The organism is Streptomyces sp. NPDC051217 (genome assembly GCF_044455465.1).
GTDB lineage: Bacteria > Actinomycetota > Actinomycetes > Streptomycetales > Streptomycetaceae > Streptomyces.
Genome location: NZ_JBITEV010000008.1, coordinates 159,583 through 173,104 on the forward strand (window position 1 = coordinate 159,583; position 13,522 = coordinate 173,104).

The 13,522-nt window shown below is 66.1% G+C and carries 7 protein-coding genes; all 7 read right to left on the minus strand.

Going from position 1 to position 13,522, the window contains the following annotated elements; all coding sequences use genetic code 11:
* Positions 1 to 157: 157 nt before the first annotated feature.
* Positions 158 to 1,351 carry an elongation factor Tu gene (gene tuf / locus ACIBBB_RS19835; RefSeq protein ID WP_069627353.1) on the minus strand — a complete coding sequence of 398 codons (1,194 nt, stop codon included), beginning with the start codon at positions 1,349 to 1,351 and terminating at the stop codon, positions 158 to 160.
* 165 nt (positions 1,352 to 1,516) lie between these two features.
* The gene (gene fusA, locus ACIBBB_RS19840) at positions 1,517 to 3,646 is read right to left on the minus strand and encodes an elongation factor G (RefSeq protein ID WP_398983648.1); all 2,130 of its coding nucleotides are present in this window, start codon (positions 3,644 to 3,646) and stop codon (positions 1,517 to 1,519) included.
* 38 nt (positions 3,647 to 3,684) lie between these two features.
* Positions 3,685 to 4,155 carry a 30S ribosomal protein S7 gene (rpsG, locus tag ACIBBB_RS19845; protein WP_023539364.1) on the minus strand — a complete coding sequence of 157 codons (471 nt, stop codon included), beginning with the start codon at positions 4,153 to 4,155 and terminating at the stop codon, positions 3,685 to 3,687.
* Between the two features lie 3 nt (positions 4,156 to 4,158).
* The gene (rpsL, locus tag ACIBBB_RS19850; RefSeq protein ID WP_003948652.1) at positions 4,159 to 4,530 is read right to left on the minus strand and encodes a 30S ribosomal protein S12; all 372 of its coding nucleotides are present in this window, start codon (positions 4,528 to 4,530) and stop codon (positions 4,159 to 4,161) included.
* A 318-nt stretch (positions 4,531 to 4,848) separates the two neighbouring features.
* Positions 4,849 to 8,754: a DNA-directed RNA polymerase subunit beta' gene (locus tag ACIBBB_RS19855; RefSeq protein ID WP_398983651.1), complete on the minus strand. Its 3,906-nt coding sequence runs from the start codon at positions 8,752 to 8,754 to the stop codon at positions 4,849 to 4,851.
* 134 nt (positions 8,755 to 8,888) lie between these two features.
* Positions 8,889 to 12,371: a DNA-directed RNA polymerase subunit beta gene (rpoB, locus tag ACIBBB_RS19860; protein WP_398983653.1), complete on the minus strand. Its 3,483-nt coding sequence runs from the start codon at positions 12,369 to 12,371 to the stop codon at positions 8,889 to 8,891.
* Positions 12,372 to 13,080: 709 nt separating this feature from the next.
* Positions 13,081 to 13,464: a 50S ribosomal protein L7/L12 gene (gene rplL / locus ACIBBB_RS19865; RefSeq protein ID WP_398983655.1), complete on the minus strand. Its 384-nt coding sequence runs from the start codon at positions 13,462 to 13,464 to the stop codon at positions 13,081 to 13,083.
* Positions 13,465 to 13,522: the final 58 nt, after the last annotated feature.

Here is a 13,522-nt window from a genome sequence, read left to right on the forward strand (position 1 = left end):
ACCACGCCCTCCCGCCCCCCGGGCCGCCCGCCCCCCCCCCCCCCCCCCCCCCCCCCCCCCCCCCCCCCCCACCCCCCCCCGGCCCCCCCCCCCCCCGGGGGGGGGGGCCCCCCACTTCTTGGTTGCTCGTGTGGGAGCTACCAGGTCAGATCGGCGATTACTTGCTGATCTTGGTGACCTGGCCGGCGCCCACGGTCCGGCCACCCTCGCGGATGGCGAACTTCAGGCCCTCCTCCATGGCGACCGGCTGAATCAGCGAGACCGTCATGAGGGTGTTGTCGCCCGGCATGACCATCTCGGTGCCCTCGGGGAGGGTCACGACGCCGGTCACGTCAGTCGTACGGAAGTAGAACTGCGGGCGGTAGTTGTTGAAGAAGGGGGTGTGACGACCACCCTCGTCCTTCGACAGGATGTAGGACTGGGCCTCGAACTCGGTGTGCGGCGTGACCGAACCGGGCTTGATGATGACCTGGCCGCGCTCGACATCCTCGCGCTTGATGCCACGGAGAAGCAGACCGACGTTCTCACCGGCCTGGCCCTCGTCGAGCAGCTTGCGGAACATCTCGATGCCGGTGACCGTGGTGGTGGTCTTCTCGGTCTTGATACCGACGATGTCGACGGTCTCGTTGACCTTGAGCACACCACGCTCGATACGACCGGTGACGACCGTGCCACGGCCGGTGATCGTGAAGACGTCCTCGATGGGCATGAGGAACGGCTTCTCGACGTCACGCTCGGGCTGCGGGATCGACTCGTCGACGGCCTTCATCAGGTCGAGGACGGTCTGGCCCCACTCCTTGTCGCCTTCGAGCGCCTTGAGCGCCGAGACCTTGACGACCGGCAGGTCGTCGCCCGGGAACTCGTACTCGGAGAGGAGCTCACGGACCTCGAGCTCGACGAGCTCAAGGATCTCCTCGTCGTCCACCATGTCGGCCTTGTTCAGCGCGACGACGATGTACGGCACGCCGACCTGGCGGGCCAGGAGCACGTGCTCCTTGGTCTGCGGCATCGGGCCGTCGGTCGCGGCGACAACGAGGATGGCGCCGTCCATCTGCGCCGCACCCGTGATCATGTTCTTGATGTAGTCCGCGTGACCGGGGCAGTCGACGTGCGCGTAGTGACGCGACTCCGTCTGGTACTCGACGTGCGCGATGGAGATGGTGATACCGCGCTGGCGCTCCTCAGGAGCCTTGTCGATCTGGTCGAAGGCCGAGGCCTCGTTCAGGTCCGGGTACGCGTCATGCAGCACCTTGGTAATGGCGGCCGTGAGGGTCGTCTTACCGTGGTCGATGTGACCGATGGTGCCGATGTTGACGTGCGGCTTAGTCCGCTCGAACTTCGCCTTCGCCACTGGGGTCCTCCTGGAGTGGTTCTGTACGCCTTACTCATCGGCGCCAGGTGATCTTTGCTGGGATGCCGGGGCCCGGGGCACCGGACACTCGCACGGTCTCCCGTACGCGTTGTCCGGCGGCCCCAGGGCTTGCCGGTGACAAGCCTAAAGCGTGCTCGGGACGAGCTACTCGCCCTTGGCCTTCGCGATGATCTCCTCAGCGACGTTCCGGGGAACCTCGGCGTAGGAGTCGAACTGCATCGAGTAGCTTGCGCGACCCGAAGTCTTGCTGCGGAGGTCTCCGACGTAGCCGAACATCTCCGAGAGGGGCACGAGGCCCTTCACGACGCGAGCGCCGCTGCGCTCCTCCATGGCCTGGATCTGGCCACGGCGGGAGTTGAGGTCGCCGATGACATCGCCCATGTAGTCCTCGGGCGTGGTGACCTCGACGGCCATCATCGGTTCGAGAAGTACGGGCGATGCCCGGCGGGCGCCGTCCTTGAACGCCTGCGAACCGGCGATCTTGAAGGCGAGTTCCGAGGAGTCGACCTCGTGGTAGCCACCGTCGAGAAGGGTGACGCGTACGCCCACCATCTCGTAACCGGCCAGGATGCCGAACTGCATGGCCTCCTGCGCACCCGCGTCCACCGAGGGGATGTACTCACGGGGGATACGGCCACCGGTCACCTTGTTCACGAACTCGTAGGTCGCGTCGCCGCCCTCGATGGGCTCCAACGCGATCTGCACCTTCGCGAACTGGCCGGTACCACCGGTCTGCTTCTTGTGCGTGTAGTCGATACGCTCGACGGCCTTGCGGATCGTCTCACGGTAAGCGACCTGCGGCTTACCGACATTCGCCTCCACGCGGAACTCGCGCTTCATGCGGTCGACAAGCACTTCGAGGTGAAGCTCGCCCATACCACCGATGATGGTCTGGCCGGTCTCCTCGTCCGAGTGAACCTGGAAGGAGGGGTCCTCCTCCGCGAGGCGCTGGATGGCGACACCCAGACGCTCCTGGTCACCCTTGGACTTGGGCTCGATCGCGACCTGGATCACCGGCGCCGGGAAGTCCATGGACTCCAGGATCACCGGGTTCTTGTCGTCGCTCAGCGTCTCACCGGTGGTGGTCTGCTTCAGGCCCATGACGGCGACGATGTCACCGGCGCCCACCGACTCGATCTCCTCACGCTTGTTCGCGTGCATACGGTAGATCTTGCCGATGCGCTCCTTCTTGCCCTTCACGGAGTTCAGCACCGCGGTGCCGGCCGTGAGGCGACCGGAGTAGATCCGGACGAAGGTGAGCTTGCCCAGGTGCGGGTCGCTCGCGATCTTGAAGGCGAGGCCGGCGAACGGCTCGTCGTCGGAGGGCTTGCGCCTGACGACCTTCTCCGGGTCCTTGACGTCGTGGCCTTCGATGGCGTCGACGTCGAGGGGAGAGGGGAGGTAGCGCACGACCGCGTCGAGCAGGGGCTGAACGCCCTTGTTCTTGAACGCGGTACCGCAGAAGACGGGCGTGACGGTGATGGAGTCGGCCGCGCCCTTGGAGGCGAGCGTGATACGGCGGATCGCCGTGTGCAGCTGCTCCTCGGTGGGCTCCTGGCCCTCCAGGTACAGCTCCATCATCTCGTCGTCGTTCTCGGACACGACCTCAAGGAGCTTGCCGCGCCATTCCTCGGCGGCCTCGGTGTGCGTGTCCGGGATGTCGACGACGTCGTACATCTCGCCCTTGGTGGCCTCGGCGGACCAGACGAAGGCCTTCATCGACACGAGGTCGACGACGCCCTTGAAGTCCGCCTCGGCACCGATCGGAAGCTGCATCACGATCGGGACCGCGCCAAGGCGGTCCGAGATCATGTCGACGCAGCGGTGGAACTCCGCACCGGTCCGGTCGAGCTTGTTGACGAAGCAGATACGCGGCACGCCGTAGCGGTCCGCCTGACGCCAGACGGTCTCGGACTGCGGCTCAACGCCCGCCACACCGTCGAACACGGTGACAGCGCCGTCGAGGACGCGGAGCGAACGCTCCACCTCGACGGTGAAGTCGACGTGACCCGGGGTGTCGATGATGTTGATCGTGTGATCGACATCATCGAGCGGCCAGTGACAGGTCGTCGCGGCAGACGTGATCGTGATGCCGCGCTCCTGCTCCTGCTCCATCCAGTCCATCGTGGCAGCGCCGTCGTGGACTTCACCGATCTTGTAGCTCACACCGGTGTAGAACAGGATCCGCTCGGTGGTGGTCGTCTTGCCCGCGTCGATGTGGGCCATGATCCCGATGTTGCGGACCTTGGCCAGGTCAAGCGAAGTGGTGGCCATAAGGCTCAATCTTCTCTCGGTCTCGATGTGGGCGCTGACTACCAGCGGTAGTGCGCGAAGGCCTTGTTGGACTCGGCCATCTTGTGCGTGTCCTCACGCTTCTTGACCGAAGCGCCGAGGCCGTTGGAGGCGTCGAGCAGTTCGTTCATGAGGCGCTCGGTCATGGTCTTCTCGCGACGGGCGCGGGAGTAACCGACCAGCCAGCGCAGCGCGAGGGTGGAGGCGCGACCGGGCTTGACCTCGATCGGCACCTGGTAGGTGGCGCCGCCGACGCGGCGGGACTTGACCTCAAGAGACGGCTTGACGTTCTCAAGCGCGCGCTTCAGCGTGATGACCGGGTCATTGCCGGTCTTCTCGCGGAGGCCTTCCATGGCGCCGTAGACGATCCGCTCGGCGGTGGAACGCTTGCCGTTGAGCAGAAGCTTGTTGATCAGCGACGTGACAAGAGGAGAACCGTAGACCGGGTCGATGATGACCGGGCGCTTCGGGGCAGGGCCCTTACGAGGCATTGTTTACTTCTCCTTCTTGGCGCCGTAGCGGCTGCGGGCCTGCTTGCGGTTCTTGACACCCTGGGTGTCCAGGGAACCGCGGATGATCTTGTAGCGAACACCCGGCAGGTCCTTCACACGGCCACCACGCACGAGCACGATGGAGTGCTCCTGCAGGTTGTGTCCCTCACCCGGAATGTAAGCCGTGACCTCGATACCGGAGGTCAGCCGCACACGCGCGACCTTCCGCAGGGCGGAGTTGGGCTTCTTCGGGGTGGTCGTGAACACACGCGTGCAGACGCCGCGGCGCTGAGGGGAACCCTCGAGGGCAGGCGTCTTGTTCTTCTCGACCTTGTCCTGCCGGCCCTTCCGGACCAGCTGCTGGATCGTAGGCACTACTTCTCCGGTTTCTGTGTGCCGTCGGTAAAACTAACCTGGAACATTCGCCGACCCACGCGGTCGGGTGTGTCGAATACTGCAAGATCCCGCTGGAGGCGAGGAAAGCGCAGATCGCGGTGGCCTTTGTCCGAACTCACCATGCGGCTGAGGACACGCACAGGAGCCCAGGCACACCCCAGGCACAAGGTCTGAGCGTACCTACCTCATCGACTCCGGTCAAAAAAGATGCGCCGCACCTGGTTTCGAACGCCTCACGCACGGCCGATGGGCGGCCACCCCCACCGGGATGACCGCCCATCGGACCGCACTCACGTCTTACTGGTTGTACGGACCGTAGTCGTAGTCCTCCAGCGGAACGGCCTGGCCGGAGCCCGTACCGAACGGTGAGTAGTCGATGTCGTCGTAGCCGACGGCCGAGTACATCGCGGCCTTGGCCTCCTCGGTCGGCTCCACCCGGATGTTGCGGTAGCGGGAGAGACCCGTACCCGCCGGGATGAGCTTTCCGATGATGACGTTCTCCTTGAGGCCGATCAGGGAGTCCGACTTGGCGTTGATCGCCGCGTCGGTCAGGACCCTGGTCGTCTCCTGGAAGGACGCCGCCGACAGCCACGACTCCGTGGCCAGCGAGGCCTTGGTGATACCCATCAGCTGCGGACGGCCGGAGGCCGGGTGGCCGCCTTCCGTGACCACGCGACGGTTCTCGGTCTCGAACTTCGAGCGCTCGACGAGCTCGCCCGGCAGCAGTTCCGCGTCGCCGGACTCGATGATCGTCACGCGGCGCAGCATCTGCCGGATGATGATCTCGATGTGCTTGTCGTGGATCGACACACCCTGCGAGTTGTAGACCTTCTGGACCTCGCCGACCAGGTGGACCTGGACCGCGCGCTGACCGAGGATCCGCAGCACGTCGTGCGGGTTGGTGGCACCGACGGTGAGCTTCTGGCCCACCTCGACACGGTCACCGTCGCCCACGAGCAGCCGGGCGCGCTTGGAGATCGGGAACGGCGTCTCCTCGCTACCGTCGTCCGGGGTGACGACGAGCTTCTTCGTCTTCTCGGTCTCCTCGATGCGGACGGAGCCCGCGGCCTCGGAGATCGGCGCGACGCCCTTGGGCGTACGGGCCTCGAAGAGCTCGACGACACGCGGCAGACCCTGCGTGATGTCGTCGCCCGCCACACCACCGGTGTGGAAGGTACGCATCGTCAGCTGGGTGCCGGGCTCACCGATGGACTGGGCGGCGATGATGCCGACCGCCTCACCGATGTCGACCAGCTTGCCGGTGGCCAGCGAACGGCCGTAGCAGAAGGCACAGGTGCCCACCGCGGACTCACAGGTCAGGACCGAGCGGGTCTTGACCTCCTCCACGCCGGCCGCCACGACCGCGTCGATCAGGACATCGCCCAGGTCGACGTTGGCCGGTGCGATGACCTTGCCGTCCACGACGACGTCCTCGGCGAGCATCCGCGCGTACACGGACGTCTCGACGTCCTCCGCCTTGCGCAGGACACCGTCCTCGCCGCGCTCCGCGATCCGCAGCTTGAGGCCGCGGTCGGTGCCGCAGTCCTCCTCGCGGATGATGACGTCCTGCGAGACGTCCACCAGACGACGGGTCAGGTAACCCGAGTCGGCGGTACGCAGGGCGGTGTCGGCCAGACCCTTACGGGCACCGTGCGTGGAGATGAAGTACTCCAGCACGGACAGGCCTTCACGGAACGACGCCTTGATGGGACGGGGAATCGTCTCGTTCTTGGCGTTGGACACCAGACCACGCATACCGGCGATCTGACGCATCTGCATCATGTTTCCACGAGCACCCGAGTTCACCATCATGAAGATGGGGTTGGTCTTCGGGAAGTTCGCGTTCATCGCCTCGGCGACCTCGTTGGTCGCCTTGGTCCAGATCGCGATGAGCTCCTGGGTGCGCTCGTCCTTGGTGATCAGACCGCGCTCGTACTGCTTCTGGACCTTCTCGTCCTGGACCTCGTAACCCTGGACGATCGCCTTCTTCGCCTCGGGCACGACGACATCGGAGATGGCGACGGTGACACCGGAGCGGGTCGCCCAGAAGAAGCCGGCCGCCTTCAGGTTGTCGAGCGTCGCCGCCACGATGACCTTGGGGTAGCGCTCGGCGAGGTCGTTGACGATCTCGGAGAGCTGCTTCTTGCCCACCGAGTAGTCGACGAAGGGGTAGTCCTCGGGCAGCAGCTCGTTGAAGAGCGCGCGGCCCAGGGTCGTACGCAGCCGGAACGGGTCGCCCTGCTGCCACTCGGGGTTCGTCTCGCCGTCCTCGCCGACCGGCGGGGTCCAGCCGCGCGGCGGGATGGTGCCCACCGGGAAGCGGATGTCGACCTTCGCCTGGAGCGAGAGCTCGCGGTTGTCGAACGCCATCGTGGCCTCGGCGCTGGAGCCGAAGGACCGGCCCTCGCCGATGACCTCGCGCTCCTCCTCGTCCGTGGTGAGGAAGAAGAGGCCGAGCACCATGTCCTGGGTGGGCATGGTGACGGGACGGCCGTCGGCCGGCTTGAGGATGTTGTTCGAGGACAGCATCAGGATGCGGGCCTCGGCCTGCGCCTCCGCGGAGAGCGGCAGGTGGACGGCCATCTGGTCACCGTCGAAGTCCGCGTTGAACGCGGTGCAGACGAGCGGGTGGATCTGGATGGCCTTGCCCTCGACCAGCTGGGGCTCGAAGGCCTGGATGCCGAGGCGGTGCAGGGTCGGAGCACGGTTCAGCAGCACCGGGTGTTCGGCGATGACCTCTTCGAGGACGTCGTACACGACGGTGCGGCCACGCTCGACCATGCGCTTGGCCGACTTGATGTTCTGCGCGTGGTTCAGGTCCACCAGGCGCTTCATCACGAACGGCTTGAAGAGCTCCAGCGCCATGGCCTTCGGCAGACCGCACTGGTGCAGCTTGAGCTGCGGTCCGACGACGATCACGGAACGGGCCGAGTAGTCGACCCGCTTGCCGAGCAGGTTCTGGCGGAAACGGCCCTGCTTGCCCTTCAGCATGTCGCTGAGGGACTTCAGGGGCCGGTTGCCGGGACCGGTGACCGGGCGACCGCGGCGGCCGTTGTCGAACAGCGCGTCGACGGCCTCCTGCAGCATCCGCTTCTCGTTGTTCACGATGATCTCGGGGGCACCGAGGTCAAGGAGACGCTTGAGGCGGTTGTTGCGGTTGATCACACGGCGGTACAGGTCGTTCAGGTCGGAGGTCGCGAAGCGGCCACCGTCCAGCTGCACCATCGGACGCAGGTCCGGCGGGATCACCGGCACGCAGTCCAGCACCATGCCCTTGGGGCTGTTGCTGGTCTGCAGGAACGCGGAGACGACCTTGAGGCGCTTGAGCGCACGGGTCTTCTTCTGGCCCTTGCCGGTACGGATGATCTCGCGGAGCCGCTCGGCCTCTTCGTTCAGGTCGAAGGACTCCAGGCGCTTCTGCAGAGCGGCCGCGCCCATGGAACCGTCGAAGTACGTGCCGAAGCGGTCACGCAGCTCGCGGTAGAGCAGCTCGTCGCCCTCCAGGTCCTGGACCTTGAGGTTCTTGAAACGGCTCCACACCTCGTCGAGCCGGTCGATCTCGCGCTGCGCACGGTCGCGCAGCTGCTTCATCTCACGCTCAGCACCTTCGCGCACCTTGCGGCGCACGTCGGCCTTGGCGCCCTCGGCCTCCAGCTCGGCCAGGTCGGTCTCGAGCTTCTTGGCGCGGGCTTCGAGGTCGGAGTCGCGACGGTTCTCGACCTGCTGACGCTCGACGGAGACATGCGCCTCCAGCGACGGCAGGTCACGCGTACGGCGCTCCTCGTCCACGAACGTGATCATGTACGCGGCGAAGTAGATGACCTTCTCAAGGTCCTTCGGCGCGAGGTCGAGCAGGTACCCCAGCCGGGACGGAACTCCCTTGAAGTACCAGATGTGGGTGACGGGCGCGGCAAGCTCGATGTGGCCCATCCGCTCACGGCGCACCTTGGCGCGCGTGACTTCGACGCCACAGCGCTCACAGATGATGCCCTTGAAGCGGACACGCTTGTACTTGCCGCAGTAGCACTCCCAGTCCCGGGTCGGACCGAAGATCTTCTCGCAGAAGAGTCCGTCCTTCTCGGGCTTGAGCGTGCGGTAGTTGATGGTCTCCGGCTTCTTCACTTCGCCGTGGGACCAGGTCCGGATGTCGTCCGCGGTGGCGAGGCCGATCCGCAGCTCGTCGAAGAAGTTGACGTCGAGCACTTGTCGTCAATCCCTCTTTCGGGGTCGAGTCTCAATCAATGGTCTGAAGGGGGTCCCGCCCGAGCCCACCAGGGCGCGAGGGGAGGGTCCGGGAGGAGCCGGCCGCCCCGAGACAGGAGCGGCCGGACAACCCGTCAGACCTCTTCGACGCTGCTCGGCTCTCGCCGGGACAGGTCGATACCGAGCTCCTCCGCCGCGCGGAAGACGTCCTCGTCCGTGTCGCGCATCTCGATGGACATACCGTCCGAGGACAGCACCTCCACGTTGAGACAGAGCGACTGCATTTCCTTGATGAGCACCTTGAAGGACTCGGGAATGCCGGGCTCGGGGATGTTCTCGCCCTTGACGATGGCCTCGTAGACCTTCACGCGGCCGGTCACGTCGTCGGACTTGATGGTCAGGAGCTCCTGGAGGGCGTAAGCGGCGCCGTAAGCCTCCAGCGCCCACACCTCCATCTCACCGAAGCGCTGACCGCCGAACTGGGCCTTACCACCCAGCGGCTGCTGGGTGATCATCGAGTACGGACCGGTCGAGCGGGCGTGGAGCTTGTCGTCGACCAGGTGGTGGAGCTTCAGGATGTACATGTAGCCGATGGAGACCGGCTCGGGGAACGGCTCACCGGAGCGGCCGTCGAACAGGCTGGCCTTGCCGGAGGCCTTGACCATCCGCTCGCCGTCGCGGTTCGGGATCGTGGCCTCGAAGAGGCCGGAGATCTCGTCCTCGCGCGCACCGTCGAAGACGGGTGTCGCGACGTTGGTACCGGCGGCGACCTCGTCGGCGCCGATGGCCTTCAGCCGCTCCATCCACTCCTCGCTGCCCTCGACCTTCCAGCCCTGGCTGGCGAGCCAGCCGAGGTGGATCTCCAGGACCTGTCCCGGGTTCATCCGGGACGGGACGCCGAGGGGGTTGAGGATGATGTCGACCGGGGTGCCGTCCTCCAGGAACGGCATGTCCTCGATCGGCAGGATCTTGGAGATGACGCCCTTGTTGCCGTGCCGGCCGGCGAGCTTGTCACCGTCGGTGATCTTGCGCTTCTGGGCGACGTAGACGCGGACCAGCTGGTTCACGCCCGGAGGAAGCTCGTCGCCCTCCTCACGGTCGAAGACGCGGACACCGATGATCTTGCCGGTCTCGCCGTGCGGCACCTTCAGCGAGGTGTCGCGGACTTCACGGGCCTTCTCACCGAAGATCGCGCGGAGCAGACGCTCCTCCGGCGTCAGCTCGGTCTCACCCTTGGGCGTGACCTTGCCGACGAGGATGTCCCCGGCCGTGACCTCGGCACCGATACGGATGATGCCGCGCTCGTCGAGGTCCGCGAGGACCTCTTCGGAGACGTTCGGAATGTCCCGGGTGATCTCCTCCGGGCCAAGCTTGGTGTCACGGGCGTCGACCTCGTGCTCCTCGATGTGGATCGAGGAGAGGACGTCGTCCTGCACCAGCCGCTGGCTGAGGATGATCGCGTCTTCGTAGTTGTGGCCCTCCCACGGCATGAACGCCACGAGGAGGTTCTTGCCGAGCGCCATCTCGCCACGCTCGGTGGCGGGACCGTCGGCGAGCACCTGGTTCTCGACGACCCGGTCACCCTCGGAGACGATGACCTTCTGGTTGACGGAGGTGCCCTGGTTGGAGCGGGAGAACTTGGCGATGCGGTACGTGGTGTACGTGCCGTCGTCGTTGGCGATGGTGATGTAGTCCGCGGAGACCTCCTGGACCACACCCTCCTTGTCCGCCTTGATGACGTCACCGGCGTCGACCGCGCAGCGGTACTCCATGCCGGTGCCGACGAGCGGCGCCTCGGAGGTGATCAGCGGCACGGCCTGGCGCATCATGTTCGCGCCCATGAGGGCGCGGTTGGCGTCGTCGTGCTCCAGGAACGGGATCATCGCGGTCGCGACCGACACCATCTGGCGCGGCGAGACGTCCATGTAGTCGACGTCGTCACCGGGGATGTAGTCGACCTCGCCGCCACGACGGCGGACCAGGACGCGCGGCTCGGTGAACCGCATCTCCTCGGACAGCGTCGCGTTGGCCTGCGCGATGACGAAGCGGTCCTCCTCGTCGGCGGTCAGGTAGTCGACGTCGTCGGTGACGACACCGCCGACGACCTTGCGGTACGGCGTCTCGACGAAACCGAACGCGTTGACCCGGCCGTACGACGCGAGCGAGCCGATCAGGCCGATGTTCGGGCCTTCGGGGGTCTCGATCGGGCACATGCGGCCGTAGTGCGAGGGGTGCACGTCACGGACTTCGAAGCCGGCCCGCTCACGGGACAGACCACCGGGGCCGAGCGCGTTGAGCCGGCGCTTGTGGGTCAGACCCGACAGCGGGTTGTTCTGGTCCATGAACTGCGACAGCTGGCTGGTGCCGAAGAACTCCTTGATGGAGGCGACGACCGGCCGGATGTTGATCAGGGTCTGCGGCGTGATCGCCTCGACGTCCTGGGTCGTCATGCGCTCACGTACGACGCGCTCCATCCTCGCCAGACCCGTACGGACCTGGTTCTGGATGAGCTCGCCCACGTTGCGCAGACGGCGGTTGCCGAAGTGGTCGATGTCGTCGGTCTCGACCAGGATCTGGGTGCCGCTCTCGCCGACCGTCTCGGTCTCACCGGCGTGCAGCTTCACCAGGTACTTGATCGTGGCGATGATGTCGTCGGTGGTGAGCACACCGGCGTCCAGCGGCTCCGCCGCGCCGAGCTTCTTGTTCACCTTGTAGCGGCCGACCTTCGCGAGGTCGTAGCGCTTGGGGTTGAAGTAGAGGTTCTCGAGCAGCGTCTGGGCCGCCTCGCGCGTCGGGGGCTCGCCCGGACGCAGCTTGCGGTAGATGTCGAGCAGCGCGTCGTCCTGGCCCTGGGTGTGGTCCTTCTCCAGGGTGGCGCGCATCGACTCGTACTCGCCGAACTCCTCCAGGATCTGCTCGGTCGTCCAGCCGAGAGCCTTGAGCAGAACGGTCACGGACTGCTTGCGCTTACGGTCGATACGGACACCGACCATGTCGCGCTTGTCGATCTCCATCTCCAGCCAGGCACCCCGGGACGGGATGATCTTGGAAGAGAAGATGTCCTTGTCGGACGTCTTGTCGATCGAGGAATCGAAGTACACACCCGGCGAGCGGACGAGCTGGGTCACCACGACACGCTCGGTGCCGTTGATGACGAAGGTGCCCTTGTCCGTCATGAGCGGGAAGTCGCCCATGAAGACCGTCTGGGACTTGATCTCGCCGGTCTCGTTGTTGGTGAACTCGGCGGTGACGAAGAGCGGGGCCGCGTACGTGAAGTCGCGCTCCTTGCACTCGTCGATCGAGTTCTTGGGCGGCTCGAAGCGGTGGTCGCGGAAAGTCAGCGACATCGACCCGGAGAAGTCCTCGATCGGAGAGATCTCCTCGAAGATCTCCTCCAGCCCCGACTTCCTGGGGACGTCCTGGCCGCTCTCAAGAGCTGCCTCGACACGCGCCTTCCAGATGGCATTGCCGAGCAGCCAGTCGAAGCTCTCGGTCTGCAGCGCGAGAAGGTTCGGAACCTCGAGGGGCTCCTTGATCTTTGCAAAGGAGATGCGCAGCGGGGCGGTGCTGGCGCCGTTGTTCGTATTCGTGGTCGAGGCGTTGCGCGAGGCGGCCAAGAGGGGGTCCTTCCGAGGGCTCGGACTCACTACGCGCGTACCGGTCCCGAGCTGGACACGCCGGATGACAGGCCCCTAAAAGGGCTGGTCGGCCGACGATGTCTTGCATGGGGGTGCCCCTGGTGACGGGCAGGGAGCAGCTAACAGGCAGCGCAAAGGGTCAGTGTAGCCACTTGGCACACTGATGTCCAGGCCGGGTTTTGCGAGACCCTCGTTGTACTCAACACCTTGTCTCAACTGCGTTCGGACCCACGCCGTAGGCGCACATCGATCCTGCCCTCTTCGTCGCCGATCCATGCCTCGGATTCGGATCGATTATGGCGACGCGTCCTGAGAATTGCGCGCTGCGTGCGGTTCGTCAAGGCCCCCCGCCCCGTACGGATCGTCACCGGTCGTACGGAAGGCACGGCGATGATCACCATACTCGCAGCCGGACGAAGAGCAAGGAACCCCTCACGGCAACGGAGAAGGGGGGGGGCCCCCCCCGGGGGCCCCCCCCCCCCGCCCCCGCCCGGCGCCCCCCCCCCCCCGGGGCGGCCCCCCCCCCCCCCCCACCCCCCCCCCCCCCCCCCCGGGGGGGCCCCCCGGGGGGGGCCCCCCCCCTTCTCGTCAACGTCCTGCGCCTCGCTCGGCGCGGTCGCCGTCACACCCGCCCCGCGAGAGCCGTCGCGGCTCCCGTGGGGCGGGTGATCAGCGGGGTCCTACGAGGTCACTTGACCTCGACGGAGGCGCCGGCGGCCTTGAGGGACTCGGCAGCCTTCTCGGCGGCCTCCTTGGCGACCTTCTCGACGACGGGCTTGGGAGCGCCGTCCACGAGGTCCTTGGCCTCCTTGAGGCCCAGCGAGGTGAGCTCACGCACGACCTTGATGACCTGGATCTTCTTCTCGCCGGCACCCGTGAGGATGACGTCGAACTCGTCCTGGACATCTTCGGCCTCGGCGGCGACAGCGGCACCACCGGCAGCGGCGGCGGCGACCGGGGCGGCGGCCTTGACGTCGAACTTGGCCTCGAAGGCCTTCACGAAGTCGGAGAGCTCGATGAGGGTCAGGGTCTCGAACTGCTCGAGCAGCTCGTCCTGGGACAGCTTCGCCATGATGGCGTCCTTCCACTATGTCGGCAGGTGCCGGATGTATATGACGGCGGGCGTACGG